Source organism: Agreia bicolorata, assembly GCF_000938265.1.
Taxonomy (GTDB): domain Bacteria; phylum Actinomycetota; class Actinomycetes; order Actinomycetales; family Microbacteriaceae; genus Agreia; species Agreia bicolorata.
This window is the reverse complement of sequence record NZ_JYFC01000005.1, coordinates 51,554-77,975: the sequence shown is the minus strand read 5'-3', so window position 1 is coordinate 77,975 and position 26,422 is coordinate 51,554. Positions and strand designations below refer to the sequence as shown.

Annotated in this window: 28 protein-coding genes; 9 read left to right on the top strand and 19 right to left on the bottom strand. The window is 66.4% G+C overall.

The window, feature by feature from the left end:
* Positions 1-5: 5 nt before the first annotated feature.
* From TZ00_RS12175 to TZ00_RS12145, 7 genes are all read right to left on the bottom strand, one after another.
* Positions 6-590 carry a pyridoxine/pyridoxamine 5'-phosphate oxidase gene (locus tag TZ00_RS12175; RefSeq protein ID WP_052521535.1) on the bottom strand — a complete coding sequence of 195 codons (585 nt, stop codon included), beginning with the start codon at positions 588-590 and terminating at the stop codon, positions 6-8.
* Positions 587-1,414 (bottom strand): creatininase family protein, encoded by an 828-nt coding sequence (locus TZ00_RS12170; RefSeq protein ID WP_044442104.1) that lies wholly within the window; start codon positions 1,412-1,414, stop codon positions 587-589. The genes TZ00_RS12175 and TZ00_RS12170 overlap by 4 nt, the downstream gene beginning before the upstream one ends.
* Entirely contained in the window at positions 1,411-2,727 is a 1,317-nt protein-coding gene (locus tag TZ00_RS12165) for an FAD-binding oxidoreductase (RefSeq protein ID WP_044442102.1), read from the bottom strand. Before TZ00_RS12165 ends, TZ00_RS12170 begins: the two co-directional genes overlap by 4 nt.
* 114 nt (positions 2,728-2,841) lie before the next feature.
* A complete protein-coding gene (locus TZ00_RS12160) occupies positions 2,842-4,017 on the bottom strand; it encodes a substrate-binding domain-containing protein (protein ID WP_052521534.1) in 1,176 nt (391 codons plus the stop codon).
* 102 nt (positions 4,018-4,119) lie between these two features.
* Positions 4,120-4,989, bottom strand: coding sequence for an ABC transporter permease (locus TZ00_RS12155; RefSeq protein WP_044442098.1), 870 nt, complete (start codon positions 4,987-4,989; stop codon positions 4,120-4,122).
* On the bottom strand, positions 4,986-5,756 hold the full coding sequence (locus TZ00_RS12150) for an ABC transporter ATP-binding protein (RefSeq protein ID WP_044442328.1): 771 nt from the start codon (positions 5,754-5,756) through the stop codon (positions 4,986-4,988). The genes TZ00_RS12155 and TZ00_RS12150 overlap by 4 nt, the downstream gene beginning before the upstream one ends.
* 8 nt (positions 5,757-5,764) lie before the next feature.
* Positions 5,765-7,030 carry an amidohydrolase family protein gene (locus TZ00_RS12145; protein WP_044442097.1) on the bottom strand — a complete coding sequence of 422 codons (1,266 nt, stop codon included), beginning with the start codon at positions 7,028-7,030 and terminating at the stop codon, positions 5,765-5,767.
* 206 nt (positions 7,031-7,236) lie between these two features.
* On the opposite strand from TZ00_RS12145, the gene TZ00_RS12140 reads away from it, so the two are divergent.
* Complete coding sequence (locus tag TZ00_RS12140; protein WP_044442095.1) at positions 7,237-8,205, top strand: PDR/VanB family oxidoreductase; 969 nt, start codon at positions 7,237-7,239, stop codon at positions 8,203-8,205.
* Positions 8,206-8,214: 9 nt separating this feature from the next.
* Here the strand turns inward: TZ00_RS12140 and TZ00_RS12135 are convergent, their stop codons facing one another.
* Entirely contained in the window at positions 8,215-9,531 is a 1,317-nt protein-coding gene (locus TZ00_RS12135; protein ID WP_044442094.1) for an amidohydrolase family protein, read from the bottom strand.
* An 88-nt stretch (positions 9,532-9,619) separates the two neighbouring features.
* Here TZ00_RS12135 and TZ00_RS12130 point away from each other — a divergent pair, with 88 nt between their 5' ends.
* Positions 9,620-10,750 (top strand): XdhC family protein, encoded by a 1,131-nt coding sequence (locus tag TZ00_RS12130; protein WP_044442093.1) that lies wholly within the window; start codon positions 9,620-9,622, stop codon positions 10,748-10,750.
* A gap of 77 nt (positions 10,751-10,827) precedes the next feature.
* Here TZ00_RS12130 and TZ00_RS12125 read toward each other — a convergent pair whose 3' ends face one another.
* The 8 genes from TZ00_RS12125 to TZ00_RS12090 all read right to left on the bottom strand — a co-directional run bounded on the left by TZ00_RS12125 (position 10,828) and on the right by TZ00_RS12090 (position 19,336).
* Positions 10,828-13,587, bottom strand: coding sequence for a molybdopterin-dependent oxidoreductase (locus TZ00_RS12125; protein ID WP_044442092.1), 2,760 nt, complete (start codon positions 13,585-13,587; stop codon positions 10,828-10,830).
* Entirely contained in the window at positions 13,584-14,402 is an 819-nt protein-coding gene (locus TZ00_RS12120) for an FAD binding domain-containing protein (protein WP_044442091.1), read from the bottom strand. Before TZ00_RS12120 ends, TZ00_RS12125 begins: the two co-directional genes overlap by 4 nt.
* 108 nt (positions 14,403-14,510) lie before the next feature.
* Entirely contained in the window at positions 14,511-15,968 is a 1,458-nt protein-coding gene (locus TZ00_RS12115; protein WP_044442089.1) for an HNH endonuclease signature motif containing protein, read from the bottom strand.
* 61 nt (positions 15,969-16,029) lie between these two features.
* Complete coding sequence (locus TZ00_RS12110; RefSeq protein WP_044442327.1) at positions 16,030-16,518, bottom strand: GNAT family N-acetyltransferase; 489 nt, start codon at positions 16,516-16,518, stop codon at positions 16,030-16,032.
* Between the two features lie 78 nt (positions 16,519-16,596).
* Positions 16,597-17,076, bottom strand: coding sequence for a molybdenum cofactor biosynthesis protein MoaE (locus TZ00_RS12105; protein ID WP_084606077.1), 480 nt, complete (start codon positions 17,074-17,076; stop codon positions 16,597-16,599).
* Positions 17,066-17,572: a MogA/MoaB family molybdenum cofactor biosynthesis protein gene (locus tag TZ00_RS12100; protein ID WP_044442087.1), complete on the bottom strand. Its 507-nt coding sequence runs from the start codon at positions 17,570-17,572 to the stop codon at positions 17,066-17,068. The genes TZ00_RS12105 and TZ00_RS12100 overlap by 11 nt, the downstream gene beginning before the upstream one ends.
* Positions 17,569-18,048 (bottom strand): cyclic pyranopterin monophosphate synthase MoaC, encoded by a 480-nt coding sequence (gene moaC / locus TZ00_RS12095; RefSeq protein ID WP_044442085.1) that lies wholly within the window; start codon positions 18,046-18,048, stop codon positions 17,569-17,571. The genes TZ00_RS12100 and moaC overlap by 4 nt, the downstream gene beginning before the upstream one ends.
* Positions 18,041-19,336, bottom strand: coding sequence for a molybdopterin molybdotransferase MoeA (locus TZ00_RS12090; protein ID WP_238579676.1), 1,296 nt, complete (start codon positions 19,334-19,336; stop codon positions 18,041-18,043). The genes moaC and TZ00_RS12090 overlap by 8 nt, the downstream gene beginning before the upstream one ends.
* Positions 19,337-19,508: 172 nt before the next feature.
* On the opposite strand from TZ00_RS12090, the gene TZ00_RS12085 reads away from it, so the two are divergent.
* The gene (locus TZ00_RS12085; protein ID WP_044442084.1) at positions 19,509-19,850 is read left to right on the top strand and encodes a hypothetical protein; all 342 of its coding nucleotides are present in this window, start codon (positions 19,509-19,511) and stop codon (positions 19,848-19,850) included.
* A gap of 21 nt (positions 19,851-19,871) precedes the next feature.
* On the opposite strand, the gene TZ00_RS12080 is transcribed toward TZ00_RS12085, so the two are convergent.
* Positions 19,872-20,225 carry a VOC family protein gene (locus tag TZ00_RS12080; RefSeq protein WP_044442322.1) on the bottom strand — a complete coding sequence of 118 codons (354 nt, stop codon included), beginning with the start codon at positions 20,223-20,225 and terminating at the stop codon, positions 19,872-19,874.
* A 95-nt stretch (positions 20,226-20,320) separates the two neighbouring features.
* Here TZ00_RS12080 and TZ00_RS12075 point away from each other — a divergent pair, with 95 nt between their 5' ends.
* Genes TZ00_RS12075 through TZ00_RS12050 form a run of 6 tightly spaced genes read left to right on the top strand, consistent with a single transcriptional unit; the run spans position 20,321 to position 24,394 of the window.
* Complete coding sequence (locus TZ00_RS12075) at positions 20,321-20,725, top strand: TOBE domain-containing protein (RefSeq protein WP_044442083.1); 405 nt, start codon at positions 20,321-20,323, stop codon at positions 20,723-20,725.
* 44 nt (positions 20,726-20,769) lie between these two features.
* The gene (gene modA, locus TZ00_RS12070; RefSeq protein WP_052521559.1) at positions 20,770-21,510 is read left to right on the top strand and encodes a molybdate ABC transporter substrate-binding protein; all 741 of its coding nucleotides are present in this window, start codon (positions 20,770-20,772) and stop codon (positions 21,508-21,510) included.
* 11 nt (positions 21,511-21,521) lie between these two features.
* The gene (locus TZ00_RS12065) at positions 21,522-22,313 is read left to right on the top strand and encodes an ABC transporter permease (protein WP_044442321.1); all 792 of its coding nucleotides are present in this window, start codon (positions 21,522-21,524) and stop codon (positions 22,311-22,313) included.
* Complete coding sequence (locus TZ00_RS12060) at positions 22,310-23,035, top strand: sulfate/molybdate ABC transporter ATP-binding protein (protein WP_052521532.1); 726 nt, start codon at positions 22,310-22,312, stop codon at positions 23,033-23,035. The genes TZ00_RS12065 and TZ00_RS12060 overlap by 4 nt, the downstream gene beginning before the upstream one ends.
* Positions 23,036-23,052: 17 nt before the next feature.
* Complete coding sequence (gene moaA, locus TZ00_RS12055; RefSeq protein ID WP_078715161.1) at positions 23,053-24,153, top strand: GTP 3',8-cyclase MoaA; 1,101 nt, start codon at positions 23,053-23,055, stop codon at positions 24,151-24,153.
* 1 nt (position 24,154) lies between these two features.
* Entirely contained in the window at positions 24,155-24,394 is a 240-nt protein-coding gene (locus TZ00_RS12050; RefSeq protein ID WP_044442079.1) for a MoaD/ThiS family protein, read from the top strand.
* Here the strand turns inward: TZ00_RS12050 and TZ00_RS12045 are convergent.
* On the bottom strand, positions 24,391-24,963 hold the full coding sequence (locus TZ00_RS12045) for a DinB family protein (RefSeq protein WP_044442078.1): 573 nt from the start codon (positions 24,961-24,963) through the stop codon (positions 24,391-24,393). The genes TZ00_RS12050 and TZ00_RS12045 overlap by 4 nt on opposite strands.
* A 112-nt stretch (positions 24,964-25,075) precedes the next feature.
* Positions 25,076-26,344 (bottom strand): ThiF family adenylyltransferase, encoded by a 1,269-nt coding sequence (locus TZ00_RS12040; RefSeq protein ID WP_044442076.1) that lies wholly within the window; start codon positions 26,342-26,344, stop codon positions 25,076-25,078.
* Positions 26,345-26,422: the final 78 nt, after the last annotated feature.

Genomic DNA, 26,422 nt, shown 5'->3' with positions numbered 1-26,422 from the left:
AGATGCTACCCGGGCAGGATTTCTTTGGCCCAGTTTCCCTCGTCGGTCAGCCTGTGCTCCGTTCGACGACTGGCCGTCGACCGGCTGCCCTCCCAGAAGGTGAGCCGGGTGGGTCGCATCATGAAGCCGAGCCATGTCGGTGGCGTTGTCAGCGTGCCCTCTGGGTGCTCGGCATCGAACTCGGCCCAGGCACGTTCCCGTTCGGCGCTCGGCAACAGCGCGAACTCGGGCGAATTGATCCAGGCGAGCAGTTGCAGGTAACGCGATCGTCGTGCGTAGGCGAATCGTTCCTCGGCAACAGAGGCCCGCTCGACAACGCCTTGCACCGAGAGTTGACGAAGTTCTGCCGGCCAGGCAATCGCAAAGGCGGCGTGCGGATTCGACTCCAGATCTGCGACTTTGCGCGAGCGTGAGTCAGTGTGAAAAAAGAACCCCTCGGCGCTGTATTCGCTGAGGAGAACACTGCGTGCATCCGGCCGTCCGTCTGCATCGACGGTTGCGACCACGATCAACGGTCGAGCTGGATCGGCGTTGTCGGGAAGCCACTCCGTCAACAGGTCGCGAGCCTCGTCTGGCAGCGCTGAGATCACGTGCGCGGACCGGACGGGTCGAAGCGTGCGATCTCGGCGAACGCGGCCGCAGCCTGTTCCACAGAGTGCTCGAACAGTTCTGCACCATACGCCGCGTTGGCCGCGGTCGGGTCGCCGATCACGCCGTCGGTGCCGAAGTCGTTCGACAGCCAGCCGAACGACACGGCCTTCTTGAATCCGATGTGCTCGAAGTCGGCCAGGTGCTCGGGCACGCTGCGTTTGGCCAGCGACAGATCGACCAGATCGGGCCGGATGTGCATGATCAGCGACGTCTCGCTGTGACCGCCGTGGATGCCGAGGCCCAGCTCATCGGGCCCGTCACCGGTGCCGTCTGCCATCGGCGGCACGATCGGTGAGAGCAGAAACGTCTGCAGGCCGAAGCGACGGCGCAGTTCGCGACAGGCGACCTGAAGCAGGGCGAGGTTTCCTCCGTGGCCGTTGAAGAACGCCACCTTGTTCGCCGGCGTGGCCGCGATCGAGTTGCCCAGATCGACGATCGTGTTCATCATCGTCTCCCAGGTGAGCCACATGGTTCCGGATGCCCAGTGGTGCTCGTCGCTCTTGGTGTAGGCGAGGGGGGGCAGAATCCACGCGTCGACACCCTGCCAGGCCGCGCGCTCGACGGCCGCGTTCGCGATCGCATCCGCGAGCAGGTAGTCGGTCATGAGGGGAAGGTGCGAGCCGTGATGCTCGATCGCGCCGGTTGGAACAACGACCACGGAGTCGGCATCGAGCGCTGCGGTGGCGGCGGGACCCGACAGTTCGACGAGCTTGCGCGTGCCCAGATCGTTCACGACCGGGTCTCCCGCGTGGGCACCGCTCATGACTCGGCTCCAACGCTCTTGCCCTGCAGCTTGCCTGGATTCAGCAGCCCATGCGGATCGGTGGTCTCGGCGAGGGCGAGCGTGCGCTCGACCTCGTGGTCGACGAACCAGACGTGCGGGTTATGCACGCCGACTCCGATCGCGGCGAGCTTGTCGAAGCCCTCGTAGACCTTCTCGGCGCTCTCGTAGATGCCCGCCAGCATGCCGATCGGCCGATTCTTCTGGGCTTCGATGTGCAGCATGCCGCCGGGGTACACGGCGTGCACCTCGTCGATGCGGTCGACGAGCGCGTCGCCCGCGACCTCGATGTGAAAGTACTTGCCCGGGTCGCTCTTCTGCAGCCACTCGATCGGGTGGTTGTACGAGATCATGCTGAGCTTCATCGCAGTCTGGGCGCCCTCGCGAACCTCCTCGACGACGCCGCCGGCGGCTTCGATCAACGCCGAAGCCTCAGGCACCGCCGCGATGTCGATGATCGCGCGCAGGCTCGCCCGGTCTTTCGGGATGGCCGGGTCGACCGGCAGCGCGTTTGCAAGCGTCGGCAGATCGGCCGAGACCAGCCGTGGGGTCGGCTCGAGACGCCCGATTTCCCGGATGACCGAGATGGCCTGGGCGAAGGTGTCGAAGCTGGCGAAGAGACCCCGCCAGTCCTGCAGCGGTTCGAGCGCGATGGTGGCCTGCGCGATGATTCCGGCCGTGCCGTAGGTGTGCACATACGGCTGCGCGTCGTCGCCGTCAACATGAACGAGCTGCGCATCCGGCGTGGCGTGCACCACGTCGAGCGCAAGAACAAAGCCCTCGTGGTTCGAGCCGTGGGCGATCGATCCGGTGCCTCCCGAGCCGCCAGAGAGGAAGCCGCCGATCGACGATTGGGCGGTCGAGGGATACATAAGAATCTGCTGGCCGGACTCGCGCGCTGCCTGTTCGATCGTGACGATCGGGGTGCCGGCCAGAGCGGTGAGGAATCCGTTGCCGACCTCGACGACGCCTCGCAGTTTCGACAGGTCGAGCACAAGTCCGTTCTCGATCGGAATGGCCTGACCGTAGTTGCCGGTGCCCTTTCCGCGAGGGGTGATACCCACCCCGTGGCGAACAGCGGCGGCGACCACTTGGGCAACCTGCTCGGCCGTCGTCGGGAACGCCACGATGTCGGCCAGCCCGAGAGGAAGCTGTTCGGTGATGATCGGAGACAGGTAGGAGCCGTCGGCCGAGGCCTTCTCGCGAGCTCGAAGCTCAGTGGTCACGCCGCGTTCACCCAGAATCGAGGCGAGTTCTGTGGCGAGGGATGCGATGGGCTCGGTCAGGTCGGTCATGGTGCTGGTCCTTAGATGGTGCCGAATGATGATGGCCCGCCACCGGTCGTCGGTCGCGCACACGAGGTGCGCGACCGACGACCGGTGAAGGGCCGACGGTTCTGCAGCTACGGGTTACTTCAGGCCGATGCTCTGATCGATGAACTCGTTGGTGAAGAGGTCGGAGGTCTTCAAGCCCTCTGCCGGAGGAGTGCCGAGCTTGGTGAAGATCGGCGTGTCGATGTCGAGGATCTTCTGAACGCGGGCCTCGTCGAAGTCGCCGATGTAGGCGTTGTCGCCGTTGCTGACCAGACCGAGCTTCTTCATCGTGTCTACCGAGTAGTCGGCCACGCCCTCGTCGTAGACCCATCCGGTGTCGAACTGGTTGACGAGGTCGAGGATGAGCTTGTTGGTCGTGGCGGGGTCGGCGAAGTAGTCGACCTCTGCCTGCTGCAGAACGGGCACGAGCTTGGTGAGGCACGGCGAAAGCTTCTCGAGATCGGCGGAGCGCACCGAGACGGCCGCCGCATAGATCGGGTAGCCGGCGTCGTGGATCAGCTGGTACGCGACCGGCTTCTTCCAGGCGTCGACCTCGTTTTCGTAGATGTAGGGCTCAGCGCTCGCGAAGCCCTGCTGCGCGTCTTTGCCCTGTGCCGTCACGAAGTTGGCGGGCGTTCCGTCGTAGCCACCGTCTGCCTGAGCCTCGGGAACGATACCCGCGCCCTTGAGGTACTCCATGTAGGCCGCTCCGCCGAAGTACTTGATGACGGCGCCGGCCTTGGCCAGGTCGGCGATGGTCTTGACATCCGGATATGTCTTCGGGTCCCACATGATCATCTGCGGGTTGATTTCGAGGGGGGCGAAGACAGCTGTGGTGGGCATGTCGGCCGACAGCTGGATCGCCTCGTCGGTGTTGGCGTAGCCGAGGGTGATGCTGTTGTCGGTGTACATCTGCGAGGTCACGGTCTGGAATCCGATCGCCGGCCCGCCGGAGCGCACCTCGAGGTTCACGCCCGTGTATTCGCCCTTCGAGTAGAGCGGGCCAGAGACGCTCTTGTTGCCCGCGTCGACCACGGCATCGTCACCGAACATGGAGTACAGGTGGCCGTGCTCCGCCTCGGGGTTCCAGTCGGTCTGGATCGTGATCGTCGCCGGGCAGCCGGCGGCTGCGAGGTCGACCGAGCCGATTTTGAGGTCTTTGGCCGCGTCGGTGGGAGTATCGGTTCCGCCCGCGGAGCAGCCGGTGAGGACGAGTGCCGTAGTCGCGAGAAGACCCGCGGCCATGAGTGACCTTGATCGAGTGATGCGCATTTCATCTCCTTGTGTGATGTGCAGGATGCAAAGCGGTTCGGTGCTGTGAAGGGTGCTGCTGTGGGATGGATGAGTCGAGGGGGCCGGCGCGCGCCGACCGGGCTACTTGCTGTAGTCGTACCAGCGGCCGACGGCGAGCTTGCCCAGCCAACCGAAGACGAGGAAGACCACAACGCCGAAGAGCGAGGCGACGATGATCGCGGCGAACAGCTCAGGGCCTTGCACACGGGACTGGTAGTTGCTGATCAGCGACCCCAGGCCGGGTTCGCCGCGCCGGAAGAAGAAGTCGCCGACGATGGCACCGACGACCGCGAGGCCGGCCGAGATGCGCATTCCGGCGAAGATCGCCGGAAGGGCGGCCGGAAACTCGAGTTTCTGCAGAACGGTCCAGCGGCTGGCCTTCTGCAGCTGGAAGAGTTCGCGCTGACCCCTGTCGACCGATTGCAGCCCGAACAGGGTGTTCGACACGATCGGGAACAGAGAGATCATGACGCAGACAATGACCCGGGCGGGAAAGTCGAAGCCGAACCAGAACCCGATCAGCGGCACGAGCGCCAGGATCGGGATGCACTGGAGAATGACGGCGTACGGAAAGAGCGACCGCTCGATCCACCGTGCCTGGCTCATTGCTACAGCCCAGAGGAAGCCGATGACGATGGCGATGGCGAGACCCGTCAGGGCGACGCCCGCCGAGCGCGCGAGGGCACCCATGATGTCGCCGAGAGTCTTCGGATCGAGGAAGGCCTGCTCGATGATGACATGGGGCGCAGGAACGAGGAACGACCGTGCCGGGTCGAGAACCACGTAGCTGACGAAGTACCAGATCGCGAGGATGACGATGAAGACGATGATGGGCGGAACCCACGCGGGAAAACGGCCACCGCGCCGCTTCGGCATTTCGGATGCGCGCGAGACGGTTCTGATCTTCGGGTTCGTGGCGACCGGCCCGGTCGGCGGAGCGGTCGTGGTCATGAGTGTCCCAATCTGAGCGCGTGCGAGACCTCGCCGGCGAGCTCGGCGAACTCCGGGGTGAAACGAATCTCGGGGTCGCGAGGGTACGCGAAGGGAACGTCGAAGGTCTCGACGATCTTGCCCGGCCGGCCCGACATCACGACGACCCGAGTCGAGAGATACACAGCTTCGGATACCGAGTGGGTGATGAAGAGCCCGGCGAACTGCTGTTCGGTGAAGAGCTTGATCAGCTCGTCGTTGAGGCGCTCTCGCGTGATCTCGTCGAGGGCGCCGAATGGCTCGTCGAAGAGAAAGAGCTCGGGGTCGAGCGTCAGCGACCGTGCAAGGGACGCGCGCATGCGCATGCCGCCCGAGAGCGTCTTCGGAAGGTGCTTCTCGAAGCCCGCGAGACCGACGAGTTCGATGGCCTTTGCAGCCTCGGCGACGCGTGTCTTTTTGGGGATGCCGTTCAGCTCGGCGAGCAGTTCGACATTGGCCTGCACGGTTCGCCACGGAAGAAGGGTCGCGTCTTGGAAGACGTAGCCGATGCGCTTCGTCGCGACATTCGTTTGGCCCGCTGTGGCGGGGGTGAGCCCGGAAGCGATGCGCAGCAGGGTGGACTTTCCGCATCCCGACGGCCCGACGACGGTGACGAATTCGCCTTTCTTGACGGTGAGGTCGACGCCGGAGAGCGCGGTCGTGCCGTTGGGGAACGTCATGGCGACGTCGGAGAAATGGAGAAGCTCGGTCGTCGTGGTCTCTGCAGGGGGGTCTGTTGTCAGCGTCATCGGGCTCGTCACCTCTTTTCGAGAAGGAGTTCGGCCGGCTCGGTGAATCGAGTCGGAAGGGCAGTGTGGTGCGTGACCTCGCTGAAGGCGACGAGGCGCCCCGCGTGGATCACGTACCGGTCGGCGGGCGCATTCGCGACCACATCCGCAAGATTTGCTCCGCGCACGGCGAGCAGTTCGGCCTTCGCACCGACGGTGACGCCGGCGGGTTCGAGACTCATGACTGAGCGGGCCCCGTCACTGACCGCCGCGTACGCCTCCGGCACGGTGAGGTGACCGGCGGTGACGAGCAGAGAGGCGGTTTCGAGCGCATCGCTGCGGCCCACCGGGTTGAACGGGTCGCGCACGTTGTCGGCTCCCGCACCCAGCCGCACCCCGGCATCCAAAAGCCTGCGAACGGCCGTGAGGCCGCGCGGCGTCGACACCGGATGCTGCCAGCCCTGCAGGTACAGATTGGTGATCGGCAGGGTCACGATTCCGATATCGCTGGCGAGGACCTCGTCGATGATCTCGTCGAGCTCGTCGACGTCGAGGGTGCCGAGGCGCACGCAGTGGCCGGCGGTCACCGGCATCGACTCGGGCCAGTCGCGCACGGTGCGGGCGAGTTCGGCGAGCGTATAGCCGCCGGTGAGGCTCTCATCGGTGTGGATGTCGACGCCCATGCCGCGTCGTGCCGCTATTGCGAGCAGGCGCTGCAAGTCTTCGCTCTGATCGTCGGCGAGGTGGGGTGCGCCGCCCACGAGGCCGACTCCGAGATCGAGGGCAGCCTCGACATCTGCGGTGGGGATGGCGGGCCCGGCGAGGGCTGCGAGCTCGATGTGCATCAGCTCACGCAGTTCTTCTCGCACCTGAACGAGGGCCTGCACGCCGCGCAAGGGGGAGTCGCCCGAGAGAACATCGACATGACAGCGAATGGCTGTGGTGCCGTTCTGCAGCAGCATAAGAGCGGCGCGGCGAGCCCGATCTGCGATGGACTCGACCGTCATCGTGGCGGAGTAGTTCTTCCACGATTCGATGGCCAGGCCGAGGTCACCCATGGGCGGATCGATCAGATCCCACGAGAGCGCCTTGTCGAGGTGGGCGTGCGGTTCTGCAGGGGCGGTGAGCAAGACGAAGCCGGTGAGATCGAGGGTCTCGGATGCAGCGGCGGAGCGCGCGCTGCCCGCGGGCCGGATGCTGGTGACGGTGTCGCCGGTGATCTCTACATCGACGATGGAGCCGTCTTCGAGGGTCGCGGAGCGGAGCAAGGAGATGGCCCTCGGCAGTGCGCTCATGTATGTGCCCTCCGATGAACTTCTGGGGCCCACGCTGGCCGGTTACGAGTCCACTCTAGGCAGTGGATATTTCCGATACGTAACACGAACATTTCCTCACAAGACGATCCGAGGAATGCTCGACGTCAGTGTTCGAGGTGTGTCTCAGCGAAGGGTACTGTCGCAGTGAACACACCTGCATCTTCTCATCGAAAGTCACGGCCCCTATGTCACTTCACCTCACTGAGATCGACGCCGTCGTGAGTCGTGTGGCTGAGATCGCCGACGGGGTCAAGACCATTGAGTTCCGTGCCGTCGACGGATCTGAACTTCCGTCGTGGACCCCGGGCGCACACCTCGACGTGGTCGTGCGCGAGGGCGTCGAGCGACAGTACTCCCTGTGTGGAGACCCGGCCTACAGGCGCTCGTATCGCATCAGCGTCCTGCGAGAAGACGAAGGGCGCGGCGGCTCTCTTGCAATGCATACCGAGCTCGTCGTCGGAAGCAGGGTGCGTCTTCGCGGCCCGCTGAACCACTTCGAACTGGTGGCCTCCGCCTCGTACCTCTTCATCGCCGGAGGCATAGGAATCACCCCGTTGATTCCCATGATCCATGCCGCCGAAGAAGCGGGAGCGTCCTGGTCTCTCGCCTACGCGGGTCGCTCGCGGAGCACGATGGCCTTCCTCGGTGAATTAGAGGCTCGGTTCGGCGGTCGGGTGCGCGCGTTCGCGGCCGATTCCGACGAGGGTGACGTGAGCCGAATGGATGTCGCGGCGCTCGTCGCCGAGGCCGCCGACGGCACGCTCGTCTACTGCTGCGGCCCGGCCCGCCTTCTCGCCGCCGCCGAAGACGCATCCGTCTCGCTGCCGCACGGCAGCCTGCATCTGGAGCGGTTCGAGGCCCGAGACGCCGGAGCGCCGGTGCTCGATGACTCGTTCGAGGTGGAACTCACGTTGTCGGGCGAAACGCTCACCGTTCCACCCGACAAGTCGATTCTCGACGTGGTCGAAGACGCCGGGGTGCTCGTGCTCTCGTCGTGCCGAGAGGGAACGTGCGGAACCTGCGAAACACCCGTCGTCTCGGGCGAGGTCGACCATCGCGATTCGGTGCTGACTCCCGACGAGCAAGCCGACAACGAGGTCATGATGATCTGCGTGTCACGCGCCGCCTGCCCGAGGCTCGTGCTCGAACTCTGACGCCTTGCGTCAGGCGGTTCTCGCGGCTAGAAGTCGTGTGAGTGCTGCGGCCAGGTCTCGCTGGTCGTGGCCGACGAGTTCGTAGTCGCGCACGACCACGCGTCCGCCCACCACAACGTGCTTCGGGCGGCGCCCGGGGCTTGCCCACAACAGGCCCGCGACGGGGTCGGCGACTCCGGCGTCGGCCACTCCGGAGACATCCCAAACGCACAGGTCCGCAGCGGCGCCGTGGCGTAGATGCCCCAGCTCGTCTCGGCCGAGGCCGCGGGCCGAACCCTCGCTCGCCATGCCGAGAACCTCGCGTGCGGCGAGGGGGCGCCCGACGAGAGGAGCGACCTGCATGGCGAGGCGCGCATCGGCTAGCAGGTGACCGGCATCATTGCTGCCGCCGCCGCTTGTGCCGAGACCTACGGAGATACCTGCCTCGCGGAGTGCAGCCACCGGCGCGATTCCCCATCCCATCGGCAGGTCGCAGCCGGGCGCGTGCGTCGCGGTGACACCGGCGGACGCGAGACGTGCGATCTCGTCGGGCGTCACCGCGCAGAGATGGGCGATCGTCACATCGGGCGCGAGCCAGCCCCACTCGTCGAGCAGATCGATCGGGCGCCGGCCGTACTTCTCGAGAGCGATCGCCACGTCGACCTGCTCGTTTGCCTGGGTTCGACGGCGCAGCCCATGATGTTCGGCCACCTCCGCGAGTAGCCGGAACGTCTGCTCACTATCGCTGTGCACGCCGGCCGGCCCGACGGCAAGCTGCAGCATCCCATCGTTCGAGATGCCGGCCTCGCCGTGCGGCACGAGCGCGCCGACGATGCGCTCCGCCGACAGCGCGGCCTCCTCGGGGTCGTCACGAGCGGAGCCGCGCACGAAGACGAGTCTGCCGCCGAGTTCCGCGGAGGCCGAGGCGGTGGCGCGCGCAATGCCCACGTCGTCGCTGCCTTCGGGCCAGGTGAGGTGGTGGTCGGCGACCGTGGTGACGCCGCAGAGAAGCCCTTCGGCAACGCCGACGAGCGCGGCCGTGTGTGCCAGTTCGGGGTCTATTCCGACTTGACCATAGGCCGCCGCCATGGTCGGCAGCCAGTCGCTCATCGCGACCCCTCGTGTGCCGGGCAGCGTTCGGAACGCGCTCTGCAACAGATGGTGATGCGCGTTCACGAGACCCGGCGTCACGACGCAGCCGGAGGCATCCAGTACGTCGATCTCGTCACTCTCGACTGTCGCCGCTACCGCTGCGGAAACCACGAATCCGTCTGCCAGGGCGAGGTCGCCAGGGCTTTCGTGGGTCTCGTCGATCATCGTGGTGACGGCCTTGCGGATGAGGAGCATTGACCAGTTCTAGCACCTCCGTGTGTCAGGATTGTGTCAGTCGAGGTGAGGCCTGATCGCCGTACTCGAAGCCGAAAGAGACGTTCCCATGCTCGACATCGCAGCAGACCTGCTCAAGGCTCTCGGCGCGGGTCGGCGCCTCGCGGTCGCGACCGTTACGACCGTGGATGGCTCGGCCCCGCGGGCCCTCGGCACGTCGATGGCCGTCGACGACCAGGGGCGGGTGCTGGGCAGCATCTCGGGCGGATGCGTGGAGGGTGCGGTCTATCAGGCTGCAGAGGGAGTGCTCGAGACGGGCGCGCCCGTTCTCGCCGAGTTCGGCTTCACCGACGGCGACGCTTTCGCGGCCGGTCTCAGCTGCGGGGGACGCATCGAGGTCTTCGTGCACGAGATCGCGACAGCCGGTGCTCGCGGATCGCTCGACGTACGCGTTGTGAACGAACTCGAGGCCACCCGTGACGGGCGTCCGGCCGGCATCGCCATCGTCGTCTCGGGTCGGGCGGTGGGAACGGTGATCGCAGCGACAGCCTCGGCGCCCGAGGTCGAACGCGACGGGCTCGATGCCGCCGCCGCGCAGCGCATCCTGCACGAACTGACCGCGCGCGTGACGTCGGGTGTTTCGGGAACACTCGACATCGACTGCGACGGCGAGCCCTTGAGAGTGCTGTTCGTCGTGGCGTCGACCGCGCCGCGCATGATCATCTTCGGGGCGGTCGACTTCTCTGCGGCGCTCGCCGACGCCAGCAGCCTGCTCGGCTACCACGTGACCGTCTGCGATGCACGCCCGCTGTTCGCCACGCCTCAGCGCTTTCCGTCGGCCGACGAGGTCGTCGTCGTTTGGCCGAGCGAATACCTGCGCCAGACCCACACCGATTCGCGCACCGTTATTTGCGTGCTGACTCACGACGAGAAATTCGATGTGCCCTTGCTCGAGGAAGCCCTGCGGCTGCCGGTGGCGTTCGTCGGCGCGATGGCATCGCGGAGCACCCATGAGCGGCGCATCAAAGCACTCGAGGGGGCGGGACTCAGCGCGGCGCAGCTCGACAGACTGCACTCGCCGATCGGGCTCGATATCGGCGGAAGCACTCCGCAGGAGACAGCGGTGTCGATCCTCGCCGAGGTCATCGCGAGCCGCACCGGCGCGAGCGGTGAGCCGCTGCGCTCACGGACGGGTCCCATCCACCGCACGGCGGAGGCTGTCCGGGCGACGCGCCCGTAGCGTCGAGCGCGGGAGTTCGCGCGCAACGCGGTGATTCTGCCACCGCGCTCGGCAGGAACCAACGCGCTCGACGAGGGCTAGTCCTGCAGCAGGCGCCAGATTCGGTCGCGTGACATCGGCAGCTCCATGGGGCGCCGGCCTATCGCATCGGTAATCGCGTTCGCGAGGGCGGGGGCGACAGGATTGTAGGGCGCCTCGCTCATCGATTTGGCGCCGAACGGGCCGAGCGGATCGTGGGTGTCAGCGAAGTACACCTCGGTCACCGGCAGGTCGGAGATCTGCGGGATGTGGTAGTTGCGCAGCACGGTGGTGAGCACAGTGCCTTCACCGTCGTTGATGACCTCCTCGTAGAGCGCCGTGCCGATGGCCTGGGCCACCCCGCCCTCGATCTGGCCCCTGAGCTGTGCGGGATTGAGCATGAATCCGGCATCCGCTGTCTGGACCGACTGCAGAATGAGCACCTCTCCGGTGCGGGTGTTCACGGCCACTCGGAACGCGTGCACGTTGAAAGCGATCGATCGACGAGCCCCGTCTTCGTTCGCCGTCGCCGTCAGCCCGTCCGGGCCGACAAGTTCGGCGATCGACAGTCGGTGCTCTGCCGAGACCAGCACGCCGTCATCGAGGGTCCACGCATCCGGTGCGGTCTGCGTGCGCTCGGCAGCGAGCTGTCGCAAGTCGCGAGCGAGCGATTCCGCGGCGGCCAGCACGGCCTTGCCCGCGACGACCGTTCCCGCAGACCCGAATGCGCCGGTGTCGTAGCGTGCGGCGTCGGTGTCGCTCTGCCTGACCCGGATGCGCGAGGGGCTCGTCGACAGCGCGCTCGCCGCGAGCTGGGTGTGCACCGTGGTGGTGCCGTTGCCGAACTCCGCGGTGCCGACGCCGACCGTGTAGGCACCGTCGGCATCGGCCGTAACGGTCACCTCTGAGAAGTGACCGCGCGGCGGCATCGTGGCGATCATCGACGAGGCCATGCCTCGGCCCACACGCCACTCGGGGCCGGCGGGTGCAACCGTGGAGTTGCCCCTGGCGAGCGCCTGCTCGGCCAGGTCGATGCACTGATCGAGTCCGTAGCCGCCGAGAATCAGGTCGTCACCCTCGACGTGAGTGACGATCAATGGATCGGAGGGGGTGACGGAGTTGAGCCTGCGCAGCTCGAACGGATCGACGCCGACGGAGCGCGCCAGCTCGTCGAGCGCCGACTCGATGGCGAAGATCACCTGTCCGAGGCCGTAGCCGCGGAAGGCACCCGACGGAACGTTGTTCGTATAGACGCACCGGGCATCCACCCGCTTGTTGGGAACGTTGTACAGGCTCACCGACTCGGAGCATGAGTGATACATCGTGCCTGGCCCGTGGTTGCCGTAGGCTCCGGTGTCGGAGAGCAGCTCGACCTTCATCGCGGTGAGCAGGCCGCCCGCATCGGCGCCGAGCGTCACCTGCACCTCCATCGGATGTCTCGTCGGCGAGAGAGTGAACTCGTCTTCTCGGGTGAACTCGTATTGAACCGCCCGCCCGGTTGTGAGCACGGCGAGGCTCACGAGGTCTTCGGTCAGAATCTCCTGTTTTCCGCCGAAACCGCCACCGACTCGAGCTGTGAAAACACGAACGGTCGACGGGTCGCGATCGAAGAGGCGGCAGATCTCGGTCTGCACCAGGAACGGAACCTGCGAACTCGTGCGCAGAACCAGGCGCTCGTCCTCGTCGATCCAGCCGATCGTGGCGTGGGTCTCAAGGTGCGTGTGAGCCACACGCTGGGTCTGCCAGGTTCCGGTGATCGTGTGTGCTGCCCCTGCAAGACCGGCGGCGACGTCGCCGTACTCGCCGTGCAACTCGGCGACCAGATTGCGCTGGGGGTCGACGATGCGCGAGGTCGTGCCGTTCTTGTCGCCGTGGATGCTCGGTGCGCCGTCGAGCGTCGACAGGTGCGGGTCGAAGACGGCCGGCAGCACCTCGTAGTCGATCTCGATGAGGCGTGCGGCTGCTTCGGCGATGCCGACCGATTCGGCGACAACCGCGGCGACGCGCTGGCCGCGGAAGCGCACGACGCTGTCGAGCACGAGAGTGTCGTCGGGGTCGTCGAGTCGGGACTCGTGCCGCGCTGTCGAGAACAACGTGTCGGGGGAGTGCTCGTGCGTGAGTACCGCGTGAACCCCGGGCAGGGCGGATGCGCGGCGCGTGTCGATCGCTGTGATGCGCGCGTGCGCGTGCGGCGACTTCAGAACGACGAGGTGCAGCAGCCCGGGGATCGCGATGTCGAGAGTGAATGGTTCCTGACCGCTCACCACGCGCTCGCTGGCCGGTGCCGTGACCGAGGTGCCGACGGATGCGCGCGGCCCGGTCTTGATTACCGGCGTGGTGCGCGACTTCGGCGCCTCGGCGCCCGGCTCGAGCTCGACTCCGCACGAGTCGGTGTGCACGTGGTCGATGGCCTCGTGGATCGCGCGGTAGCCGGTGCACCGGCAGAGGTTGCCCTTGAGTAGGCGCGGCAGCTCGGCCAGATCCTCGTCATCGAAGGTCGACGCCGTAACGACCATGCCTGCGGTGCAGAACCCGCACTGGAACGCGGCATGGTCGACGAATCTCTGCTGCACTGCAGAGAGGTAGCCCGGCATGCCGAGTCCCGCGGCGGTCGTCACATCTTTTCCTGCGGCGCGGAAGGCCGGATACACACACGAGTGCACGGGTGTGCCGTCGACGAGCACGGAGCAGGCGCCGCAGTCGCCGGTGTCGCACCCCTTTTTGACCTCGAAGTGCTTCTGGTCGCGGATGAAGGTGCGCAGGCTCTGGCCCGCCCGAGGCTCGGAGTCGAACTTTTCGCCGTTGATCGAGAAGGTCATCGGGCTGCCCCCGTGAGTTCGAGCCGAATCTCCTCGCCCAGCACGACGCTGACGGCGAGCCGCCAGTCTGCGGCGCCATGCGCATCCGTGAACCAGGTGCCGATGCCCTCGATCGCGGTGCGCAATTCGGATGCCGTTGGGAGGCCGGCGAAGCGGAGCTGCTCCGGGCGCACGGTCGCGGCAGACACGGTGAGCACGAAGCTCTCGTCGACGGGGTCGAATCTGCCGATGACGACGGCTCCGCTTCGTCCGATGGCGGAGAGGGCGATCTTGCGGTAGGCCGTCGCAGAACCGAGCGATCGGGCGGCGACGTGCAGTGAGCGTAGTACGTCTCCGGAGTTGAGCGAGGTGGTCGTGTTACCCGTGACGAGTTCGCTGACCGGTATCCGCACATCGCTGCCGTCGGCCCTCCAGATCAATGCCTCGGCGTCGAGCGCGCTGAACAACGAGGTCATAGGGCCCGCCGGCAACGCGGTGCAGATGTTGCCGCCCACTGTGGCGACGTTCCACACCTTGAACGACCCGAACAGGGCAGTGCAGCACTGGTAAAAGAGGGGATGGGCGCGCCAACCGCGATCATCGGGCAGCGTCGAGAGCTGGGTCAGCGTCGCGGTCGCCGCGACCTCGAGCCCGTCGTCGGAGATCACAAACGGTTCCCAGCCGAGCGTCTGCAGGTCGATGAGGGTGTGGATGCTCGGGTTCGGTTCGGCGAAGAGCACGCTTCCGCCGGCAAGAGGCACAGCGCCCTCGCCGAGCTCGCCAAGGTCTGCGCGGCTTCTGGCGGGAATCACGCGGTTCACGGTGTTGAGGTCCATGTACGTCTCCTCGTACCGAAGGATTGCTGTGGTGCTGTACCAAGTACACCTCACACATGTGTCGGGCGTGTAAATCACCGCGCCGCCATTCATGCCTGTCTTGGGTGATCACGCTCGCCTGCGATCTCCGCCCGCGGTTGCGAGAGCCGGATTGCGACGAACGACACCCGAGAACCGCAATTGTCGCGGTTGTCGTCGAGGATCAACTGACGAGGGCGGTGTGAGCCAATATCTGTTCTCGTACCGATCATCGTGTGACGTCGTGCGGTTGATTCTCCACTCGTTCGAGTGCAGGAGCAGGTGGTGATGTTTGCAGAGAAGTACGCCGTCTTGGATGTCGGTCTTACCTCCCGTATGCCAGTGCTCGATGTGATGGATTTCGCAGAACGACGGGGGCTTTTCACACCCGGGCCACACGCATCCGCCCTGGGTTGCGTTCAAGACGAGTCTCTGGGCTGGTTGGAACAGCCTGTGTTCGCGACCGAGATCGAGCGGTGATCCGTCGGCTGCAACCATGATGGGCTGGTAGCCCGAGTCGCAGACCAGCCGATCGACCGTGGTCATGGTGACGGGGACTCCGGTTCCTTCGATGAAGGCGATGCCGTCGCCGTCGGGCCTGGTCAACTCAGCTGCAGTGACGACGATCTGAACGGCGGGGCGCTTCTTCGCGAGGACAGTGCTGTGCTCCACTGCTGCCCCGGCCTTGACGAGTGCAACGAGTGCGCCGGCGGTGAGCTGCTCGACGGTGCGCGGATCGTCTGCGAGGGCCTGGGCTTCAGCGACGGCTTTTTTGCCTGCCGATCGGGGGCCACCGATGCGGGGACCCAGGAGAAGGTCGAGAGTGTTCTTGACGAACGAGCCGTCTTCGGGTGCGAAGACAGCGTTGAGGTGCACCATGCCCTCGCGATCGCGCCAGATCTTCGCTTGTTGCCGGGCGTACTGCTCTTTCTCGGTCTCGGCCACACCTGCCCGGTCGAGAAGGGCTCGAGCAGCACGGGCGTCTCGGTAGACGGTCTCGGGCAGGTCGTCGGCGTGGAGGAACGACAGAACCTGTTCTGCGGCGGCCGACAGCTCGGCGGACGAGAGGCGGTCTGTGGTCTCTCCCAAGCCTGCGCGGAGCGCTTCGAATCGATCAGGCGTGATGTCGCCGGCGATCATTCGAGCGCTGATTGCGGCATGCCACGGTGGAGTGATCGGCGAACCGTCAGACGTGTCGAGAGCCTCGTTCGGCCGTGGCAGGGGAGCCGCCTGCATGATCGATTTGCCGAGCCCGTCGAGCTTCTTCGCCTCCGATCTTGAGCATCCGGTGAGCAGCGCGATCATGCTCTGTGGATTGACGTGCCCCTCGGCCTTCGCCAGACCTGCAGGCCCGAGCTCACGGCGTGAACGCTGGTGAATTTCGGCTGCCCCCAGCGCGAGTACCCGGTCGGCTGTGTTCTTCACCGCCGACGCGAGACGCATGAGAGTTTTCAGCTCGTCACCTGACGACACGGTGAGATTCACGGAGACGCACATGTTCGACAGTCGGGCCTCAATGGCACGCACCTCTTCGAACAGGTCTTCCATGTATATAGATTACCCCGTGATCTAGAATAGAACAAGTGTTCTAGGGCCTTATGTCTGATTCTTATTCAACAAGTCCGTAGAGAGCGACGTCGAGTCGAATCTCTCCGATCGGTAGCGCTCCACGCAGAAAGCCTTCACGTTCGAAGCCGAGGCGTTCCGCCACCCGGCAACTCCGCTCGTTGAGCGCCGCCGTGCGAATCTCCACCCGTGTCGAGCCGATGTCGCGGGCGTGCTCGATAAGTGCGGTGCAGGCGCGAGATACGATCCCCTTGCCTTCTTCGTCACGATCGATCCAGTACCCCAGTTCGGCTGTGGCGAGATACGCATCCAACTTGAGCGATGCCGACCCCACGGCTTCGTCGCCCCGAAAGATCACCGTGGGAATAGCGGCTCCGCGAGCGAACTGACCGAGTTGAAATTCAGTGAAGGTGGCGAGATCAGACTCGGTCTGTGCGCCCTGCGCCCAGGGCTCCCATCGCCGCAGTCTGTCTAGGTTCTTCTCGGTCAAATGGTGCATCATCTCGACGGTTGCGAGAGTTCGCAAAGCCAAGGAATATCCACCACCGAGATCGCATTCGAATCGCATCTATTCTCCTCTTCTTCTGGATCGAGACTCGTCCGCGCCGCGTCACCCCAGCGCCGCGACCCACTCCGTCGTGCCGTCGGTGAAGCCCTGCTCTTTCCAGATCGGAACCCGCGCCTTGATCTCATCGATCAGTGCGGCACACGCCGTGAACGCGGTGCCCCTGTGCGCCGAGGCGACCGCACAAGCCAGCGCGACGTCAGTGATCGCAAGGTCTCCAACGCGGTGTGCTGCGGCGATTGTCGTTCCCGGATGCGCGAGGGCCACCTCTGCGACGACCTCGCGCAGAACGGCGTCCGCAGTCGGATGCGCGGAGTACCGCAGCCAAGTCACACCCTTGCCCTCGTCGTGGTCGCGCACGACGCCTGCGAAGGTCACTACTGCGCCGGCGTGGTCGTTCTCGACGGCTGCGATGCACTCGTCGGTCGTCACGACTTCATCGGTCACCCGAGCGAACGCCACGACGGCCGGCGCGGACTCACCGAAATCGTCGGCGGAATAGGAAGCGGGCGTCTCAGTGCTCATGGTCCCCTCCGTGCAACTGATCGAGCACGTGGTCGAGAACCTCTTCGAGCACGGCGAGCCCGTCTTTGACTCCTCCGGTCGAGCCGGGAAGATTCACGACGAAGGTTCTGCCGCGCGCGATTCCCGCGTGCCCTCGTGTGAGCGAGGCGAGCGGCGTCGACTCGGCTCCGCGTCGGCGGATCGCCTCGATCACGCCCGGCAGCTCCCGATCGAGCAAGGGAAGCGTCGCCTCCGGGGTGCGGTCGGTGGGGGTGACCCCCGTGCCGCCCGTCGTCACGAGGAGATCGGCACCCGACTCGATGGCATCCTGAAGCGCGGCGACGACCTCGTCGCCATCCGGAACCACCTGCACGATCGGATCTGCCCACCCGCGATGACGCAGCCAATCGGCGATCACGGGGCCGGTGCGGTCGTCGTAGACGCCCGCCGCGGCACGGGTCGACGCGACGATGACGTGGGCTCGGCGCTCGCGGGGTTCGCCGAGGGTGTTCGTCATTCGATCGTCCAGTCGCCCGACTTGCCGCCCGACTTGGCCGTGACCTGGATGTTGGTGATCACCACGTGCTTGTCGACCGCCTTGATCATGTCGTAGAGGGTGAGAGCCGCGACGGATGCGGCGGTGAGGGCCTCCATCTCGACGCCCGTGACGCCCCGGGTCTTCACTGTCGCGGTGATCACGATGCGGTCGTCGCCGGGTGCGAAATCGACCGTCGCTCCTGACAGCGGCAGCGGATGGCACAGCGGGATGAGTGACGACGTCTGCTTGGCCGCCATGATTCCGGCGACCCGCGACACCGCGAGGGCCTCGCCCTTCGGCAGCTCGCCCGCGAGCAGAAGCTCGAGCACGTCGGGGCGAGTGATAACCGTGGCCACCGCGCTCGCGCGTCTCGATGTCTCGGCCTTGTCTGTCACATCGACCATCAGCACGGCGCCGTCGGCGCCCACATGGGTGAGAGCGGGTTCGTCAGTCATCGATTCTCCAAACGTCGACCAGGTCGCCGACGTCAGCGTGGCTGAGCCCGACCGGAAAGTGAACAAGCGCGGTCGATGCCGCGTACGAATGCAGGAGGTGCGAGCTCGGGCCGCCGACGAGTCGCACGCGACCGTCGGGGTCGATGGATGCTCGGCGTACCTGATGCTTGCCGGCGGGCGACTCGACGCGCTCGGCAAGGGGAAGCCGCAGAGTCTCCCGCTCGGGGCGTGCGAAGCCCGCGAGCCGCCGCAGTATCGGTCGCACGAAGATCTCGAAGGAGACGAGTGCGCTCACCGGATTGCCGGGGAAGGTCACCACGGGGATACCGTCTGAATGCCCGGCCGCCTCGACGAGGCCCAGACCCTGGGGGCCGCCCGGTTGCATGGCCACATGCGAGAACTCGACGCCGAGTGGCCCGAGCGCGTCACGCACGACCTCTCGCGCTCCGGCGCTGACGCCTCCGACGGTGATCACGAGATCGGCGGTGGGAGAGCCCTTCTCGACGATGTGCAACAGATCTGTTGCATCATCGGAGCTGCACGGCCAGGCCATGACCGTGCAGCCGGCGTCGATGAGCGCCTGGCTCAGCACGGCGCTGTTCGCATCGTAGATCTGCCCAGGTTCGAGGGCCGTGCCGGGTTCGCGAATTTCGTGGCCGGTGGCGATGAGTAGAACCCGGATGCGGCGCAGCACGTCGATCTTCGTGAGCCCCGTGGCCGCGATCACTCCCAGCTGGGCCGGCCCGAGCGCGGTGCCCGCGGCGAGGAGGAGGTTGCCTGCGCGCACATCGCTGCCGCGGCGTCGCACGAAATCCTCAGGTGCAGGAGTCGCGGTGAATTCGACAGTGACGGGATCGGACCCGGCGTCGGATCCGCCGACAGACAGGAACCGATCGGGAATCACCCGTTCGATCGGAACGACGGCGTCTGCGCCGGTCGGCAGGGGCGCGCCGGTCATGATGGGCACGGCGCTGCCAGGCCGAATCGCGGAGATGGCGTCGCCCGCATTGACCTGGGTGTCGACGCGAAGCTGCACCGTCGCATCCGGTGTCGCCCCCGATAACTCGGCTGCCCGCACGGCGTAGCCATCCATCTGCGAGTTATCGAACGGCGGAAGGTCGCCGGGTGACACGACATCGTGGGCGAGTGTGCGGTGCCGGTAGGCATCGGGAGCCGCAGCGATCCTCGATGCGGAGAGGGCGATCGTCTCGACCGCACGATCGCGGCCGAGGCAGGCGAGCAGCTCGCGCGCGGCGGCAGCGTGCTGGTCAAGCGATCGTGAGGCCATGCACTCATTCTTGCTCATCGGCACCTCCGCGAACACGGGGCGACCGAGTGATCCGCGACATGCCCCGAACGTGGGGGTGACCTGGCCTAGGTGAAGCACCTAGTGTCGACACCACAGCGTCGCCCGGTCTTCTCGACTCGCTCACCGCTACGCAGCCAACGAGGAGTTTCGAATGTCGTCTACCGCACCTGCGTCCGCGCACCCGCTGCCAACTCCGCTGCGGGTGGTGACTATCGTGTTCACCGTGCTGGCCTCGATCGGGTTGGTCGCGGCGGTGATCCTCGTCATTGCCACGCTCGTGGCGCTGGGCGACGCGAGCGAGGATGCGGGCTGGTACCTCGGGTTCTCGGTGATCGCATCCGTCGTGAACGTGATCGCGGCCGTTGTCGCGCTGGTACTCGGCATCGTCGGCCTGCGCCGCGTCAGAAACCGTGTCTCGCTCGCGGCGCTCGTGGTCGGTGTGGCAGTTCTTCTGGTGCTGGTGGCGCAACTGATCTTCGCAGCCGCAGCGTGACGATCGAGTAGCTCCGCTGAATCAGACCGGAGGTTGCCACAGCTCGATCGGCAGACCCTCCGGGTCGTGGATTCGAGCGAACGTGCCGTAGTCGGTGTCGTCCCACTCGGGTCGCCGTTCGACGGCGATGCCGTCTCCCTCGAGTTTCGCTGCCAGTGCATCCAGGTCGGTAACTCTGAGGTTGAGCATAAAGGGCTGGTCTCTCGCGAAATAGTCGCTGTCGGATGCGAAAGGGGCGAAGACTGTTGGGCCTGCCTGCTGCTGCCAGCCCTCGTCCTCCCCGGTGCCGATGCCGAGATTCTCGCGGTACCAGGCCGTCCGAGCTTCCGGATCGCGGCTTCGGAAGAACAGCCCGCCGATTCCTGTCACTGTCATGGGTGCTCCCTCGGGCTCGACAACGCGAATGTGCACGATCCCGTCACTCTAGCAATCGACCCGACGTGCGCAAATGAGGGTCTAAACTAAGATTCGTGACGCAAATACGGATTCGAGACGCGGCAGTCTTCCTTGGTGTCAGCGATGACACGGTTCGGCGCTGGATCGAGAACGGCACGCTCCCATCGTCGCTCGATGACGCAGGACGCAAGGTCGTCGATGGGGTCGACCTGGCTCGGCTCGCGAAAGAGCACTCGGCCAATCCGGTCGACCCGTCCGACATGAACAGCTCGGCGCGCAATCGTTTCGTCGGACTCGTCACGAAGGTCACGAGCGATGTCGTGATGAGTCAGGTCGAGCTGCAGTGCGGGCCGCATCGCGTCGTGTCGCTCATGAGTACCGAGGCCGTTCGCGATCTCGACTTGAAGCCCGGCTCGGTGGCCGTCGCCGTGATCAAGTCCACCAACGTCATCGTCGAAGCATCCAGGAGCGCGTCGTGAAGAAGGCCGTTCTCGCATCTCTCGCCCTTGTAGGCGCCATCGGCATGCTCGCCGGGTGTGCGTCCCCTTCGACAAGCTCAGGCAACGAGCCGAGCCCGACTCCGGTCGTGGAGCAGACTCTCACAGTCTTCGCGGCGGCCTCGCTCAAAGACACCTTCACCGAGCTGGCGAGCGAGTTCGAAAAGTCGCACCCCGGAGTGACCGTGTCGCTGAACTTCGCGGGCTCGGCCGATCTGGTGTCGCAGGTCACCGAAGGAGCGCCGGCCGACGTCGTGGCGTTCGCCGACGAAAAGAACATGGCGAAGCTGAGCGATGCGAAATTGATCGACGGCACCCCCGAGCTCTTCGCGAGCAACACCCTCGAGATCGCCGTTCCCCGGGGCAACCCGGCCGGAATCACCTCATTCCAAGACCTCACCAAACCCGAGGCCAAGGTCGTTATCTGCGCCGCCCAGGTTCCGTGCGGCTCGGCCACAGTGAAGATCGAGCAGGCCACGGGCATCACCCTCACCCCGGTGAGTGAGGAGTCCGCCGTCACCGACGTGCTCGGCAAGGTCTCGTCGGGGGAGGCGGATGCCGGCCTCGTGTACGTGACCGACGTCAAGGCTGCGGGCGAAGCGGTCGATGGCGTGACCTTCCCCGAGGCATCCGGAGCAGTGAACAAGTACCCGATCGGCGTCGTCAAGGCATCGACGCTGCCCGACCTCGCCGCTGAGTTCGCGAAGCTCGTCACCGGCGCAGACGGCCAGAAGATCCTCGCCGCTGCGGGCTTCGCCAAGCCTTAGTGGCCAATCGAATGCAGCAGCGCTCGACTCTCGGCGGCATTCCCGCCTGGGTCGCCGTCGTCGCTGCCGTCGGCGCGCTGCTCATCATCGTGCCGATCGTCAGCCTGGCCACCCGCGTCGACTGGCCGAACTTCGGCGCTCTCGTCACCAGCCCCTCGTCGCTGGCCGCACTAGCTCTGAGCCTTCGCACCTCGGTTGCCAGCACCGCACTCTGCATTCTGCTCGGCGTACCGTTGGCGCTCGTCCTGGCGCGCACGAGCTTTCCGGGCAAACGCATCCTCCGTGCGCTGATTCTTCTACCCCTCGTGCTTCCGCCGGTCGTCGGCGGCATCGCCCTGCTCGCGGCCTTCGGACGCCGCGGCCTGCTCGGTTCCTCGCTGGAGACCCTGGGCGTGAGCATCGCCTTCTCGACCGTCGCCGTGGTGCTCGCTCAGACGTTCGTCGCTCTGCCGTTCCTGGTGCTCAGCCTGGAGGCGGCCCTGCGTGCGGCCGGGTCGCGATACGAGGCCGTCGCATCCACCCTGGGCGCATCACCCAGCACCGTTTTTCGCAGGGTGACGCTGCCGCTTGTGCTGCCGGGCCTGGTCACCGGGGCAGTGCTCGCCTTCGCCCGCGCCCTCGGCGAATTCGGGGCGACGCTCACCTTCGCGGGCAGTCTCGAGGGGGTCACCCGCACACTGCCGCTCGAGATCTACCTGCAGCGTGAGACCGATCCGGATGCCGCGGTGGCGCTCGCCCTCGTGCTCGTGGTGGTGGCCGTGATCGTGATGGTCGTCACCTACGGACGGCGGGAGATCCGATGAGCCTCGACGTTCACGCCGTCGTCGAGCCTGACCGGCTCGATGTGAGCTTCTCACTCGCAGGGGGCGAGACGCTCGCCGTTCTCGGGCCGAACGGTGCTGGCAAGTCGACTTTACTCGACGTGCTGTCGGGCCTGGTGCGACCCGATTCGGGCCATGTGCGCCTCGGCGGCACGACGCTCGTATCGGCCGGGGGCGACGAGCCTGACAGCTGGGTGGCGCCCCACTCGCGCGGCGTCGCACTGCTCGCGCAGGAGGCACTTCTCTTTCCGCACCTCAGCGTGCGCGACAACGTCGCGTTCGGCCCTCGCAGCGCGGGCGTCGATCGGGCCGAGGCCCGACGCATCGCCGAGCGATGGCTCCAGCGGGTGGATGCCACGGGGCTGGCCGATCGGCACCCCCGTCGGCTCTCGGGCGGTCAGGCCCAACGCGTCGCGGTGGCCAGGGCGCTGGCGACCGAGCCACGGCTGTTGCTGCTCGACGAACCATTCGGGGCATTGGACGTCGGTGTCGCGCCGGCGATGCGGCGCCTGCTGTCCGACGTTCTCGCCGAGCGCACGGTGGTGATTGTCACCCACGATCCGCTCGATGCCCTCGCCCTCGCCGACCGGGTGATCGTTCTCGATGAGGGGCACATCGTCGAACAGGGCGACACCCGTGAGGTGCTTCTGAACCCCCAGGCGGACTTCACTCGTCTCCTGACCTTCGGGCTCGGCGCGATCTGACGACGTAGGCTGGGTGGATGAGCATCACGCTCGGCATGCCGACCATCCCTATCCGCGGCACAGCTGTGACGCCCGGCCGACCCCAGGCATCCGATCGCCCCACTGTGCCCGGCCTTCTCGACCGTTTCGGCCGCACGGCCACCGATCTGCGCATCTCTCTGACCGACAAGTGCAATCTGCGCTGCACCTATTGCATGCCCGCAGAGGGCCTGCCGTTCTTGGCGGGACCGAAGTTGCTCACTCGCGAGGAGATCGCTCGCCTTGCCCGCATCGCGGTGGAGGAGCTCGGCGTGCGGCAGATCCGCTTCACTGGTGGAGAACCGCTGCTGCGCAAAGACCTGGTCGAGATCATCGAAGACTGCGCGGCTCTCGAGCCGAGACCCGAGATCTCGCTGACCACCAACGCGATCGGCCTCAAGAGCCGTGCCGCGGCGCTCGCCGCTGCGGGCCTCGACCGCGTCAACGTGTCGCTCGACTCGATCTGTGCCGAGACCTTCGCCACGATCACCCGACGGCCGTTCCTCAATCGTGTGCTCGAGGGCATCGACGAGCTGCGCACCGTGGGCCTCGAGCGCACCAAGATCAACGCGGTGCTGATGCCGGGCATCAACGACGACCAGGGCGTCGAGTTGCTCGAGTGGGCGCTCGCGGGCGGCCACCAGCTGCGCTTCATCGAGCAGATGCCTCTGGATGCCGACCACTCGTGGACGCGCGACGGCATGATCACCGCGGCTCAGATCCGCGAAAAGCTCGAGGTGCGCTACATTCTGACGCCCGACGATGCGCCACGTGACGGCGCCCCGGCCGAGCTGTACCAGGTGCGCGAGAAGTCCGACCCCACGGGCGAGATGCTCGGCATGGTCGGAATCATCGCGAGCGTCACCGAGAACTTCTGTGACGACTGCCGCCGCACGCGCATCACGGCGGAGGGCGGGGTTCGCAGCTGCCTCTTCTCCGAGGGCGAGACTGATCTGCTCGGATCGCTCCGCGGCGGGGCGACCGATTCCGCTATCGCGGATCTCTGGCGCGCGGCGATGTGGGCGAAGCCATCCGGACACGGCATCAATGCAGCGGGGTTCGAGCAGCCGGCCCGTTCGATGAGCGCGATCGGCGGCTGACATGCAGGTGCAGGTGAGGTACTTCGCTGCGGCCAAAGCGGCCACGGGTGTGGCCGAGGAGGTGCGCTCGATTGGCGTCGGAGACACAATCGGCGCCCTGCTCGACGAGCTTGGAGACGACCCTCGGGCGGTCTTCGCCCGCTGCTCGTTCATCCTCAACGAGGTCACCACGACTGACCGCGACATCGTGCTGCGCGACGGCGACCGCCTCGACGTGCTGCCCCCGTTCGCCGGCGGCTAGGCGCGGCGGGCGTCGGCCTCGATCATGGCGCGGTAGGCGGCCCACTCCTCTGCGGAGCGCCCGGGGATATTCGGATCCGCCGCACGCAATCCCACCTCGCCGTCGATGCCCTCGCGCAGAATGTCGGCGTGGCCCGCGTGCCGGGCAGTCTCTGCGACCACGTGGACGAGGATCTGGTGCAGCGTCACTCGGCGCGTCCCCGGCTTCCACCAGGGCACCTCGCCGATGGCGTCGATGCTCAGTGCATCGATCGTGGCATCGCTGCGCGCCGCGGAGTAGTGGTGGAACTCGATGATCTCCGCACGTGACTCGGCAGCGGGAACCCACATGTCGGAATCCGGCACCGCATCCTCGGCCAGCCACGGAATCGCGCGATCGGCGGGGCGACCGAACGTCACCCCGAAGTAGTCGAGTTGCACGCTCGCCACGTGTTTGACGAGGCCGAGAATGTTCGTGCCCGTGGGAGTCAGCGGTCGACGCACGTCGTACTCGCTGAGTCCCTCGACCTTCAACAGCAGGCTGTCTCGCCCACGCCGCAGGTAGTCATGCAGAGTCGTCTTCTCATCCATGCGTCTACTCTGGCCCGTTCGGGCGCCACGCACCATCGAGTTGCCTCACATGCACCGAAAATCGGTTCCGAAGGTGCTTCTGCGCCGACTCGACGAGTGCCGAGGCGGCGCGTCAGTACCGCGCCTTGTCGGGCTCGATCTCGGTGACCCACGCGTCGACCCCTCCGCCGAGGTCGGAGATGTTCGACCAGCCGTTCTGGGCCATGTAGTCCCGGGCCTGGCCCGAGCGGCCGTCGTGGTGGCAGTACAAAATCACCCGGCCGTCCTGAGGCATCTTCTCGCGAGCCTCGTCGCTGAGCAGCTGGCTCATCGGAATCAGTTCTGAGCCCTCGATCGCGACGATGTCACGCTCCCACGGCTCGCGCACGTCGACCAGCACGAAGCTCTGCTCGCCGCGCTCGCGGGCGTCGAGCAGGGCCTTCAGTTGGGTGGGCGTCATGCGCTCGGCGGTCGGTTCGGGCAGTGCGGTGGATGCGTCGGGCTGGGTCACAGGGGTGCCTTTCGTGTCGTGGGTGCCGGACGCCTCGGGCGAGGCCGGCAGGGTTGGTCGCGAGGTCGTGGTTGCAGCGGATGCCACTGCCGACCGCTCTCGCGGAGCCGCGTCGCGCGCGGCCGGGCCGAAGCGGATCTCGCGCCACGTCGCATCCAGGCCGTCGTGCACGAGTAGCCGGCCCAGCAGCAGTTCGCCGAAGCCGAGAAGCAACTTGATGGTCTCGGTGGCCATGACCGAGCCGATCGAGGCGCAGATCGATCCGAGCACACCCGCGGTGGCGCAGGTCTCGCCCTCATCGGCCGGCGGCTCCTCGGCGAACAGGTCGCGAACGGTGACGCCCGCTCCCAGCGCGGCGGGCGGTGTCGCCCAGAACACGGTCGCCTGGCCGTCGAATCGCAGCACGGAGCCCCACACGTAGGGCTTGCCCAATAGCTTGGCCGCGTCGTGGGCCAGATAGCGGGTCTCGAAGTTGTCTGTGCCGTCGACGATCACATCGTAGTCGGCGACGAGGGCGAGCACGTTCGCGCTCGTCACGCGAACAACGAGGGGAAGAATGTCGACCAGGGGGTTCAGCTCAGCGAGGGCCGAAGCCGCAGCCTCGGCCTTGCGGCGACCCACATCGGCGGTGCCGAAGAGGGTCTGGCGTTGCAGATTGGAGGGCTCGACCGTGTCGGAGTCGACGACGCCGACGGTTCCGACGCCTGCCGCGACGAGCGAGGTGAGGATGGGCGACCCGAGTCCGCCCGCGCCCAGCACGAGCACGCGCGACGCCTTGAGGCGGCGCTGGCCGTCGACGCCGATCTGCGGGAGCGTGAGTTGCCGGGAGTAGCGGCTGAGCTCGGCCGGCGTCAGCGCGGGGCCGGGGGAGACGAGCGGGGGATGAGCCATTCCGGCGGGAGTCCTCTTCGGATCGATGCCCCGGTGCGACCGGGAGCGAGCAGACGATTCAAGCGTACGCCGCCTAGC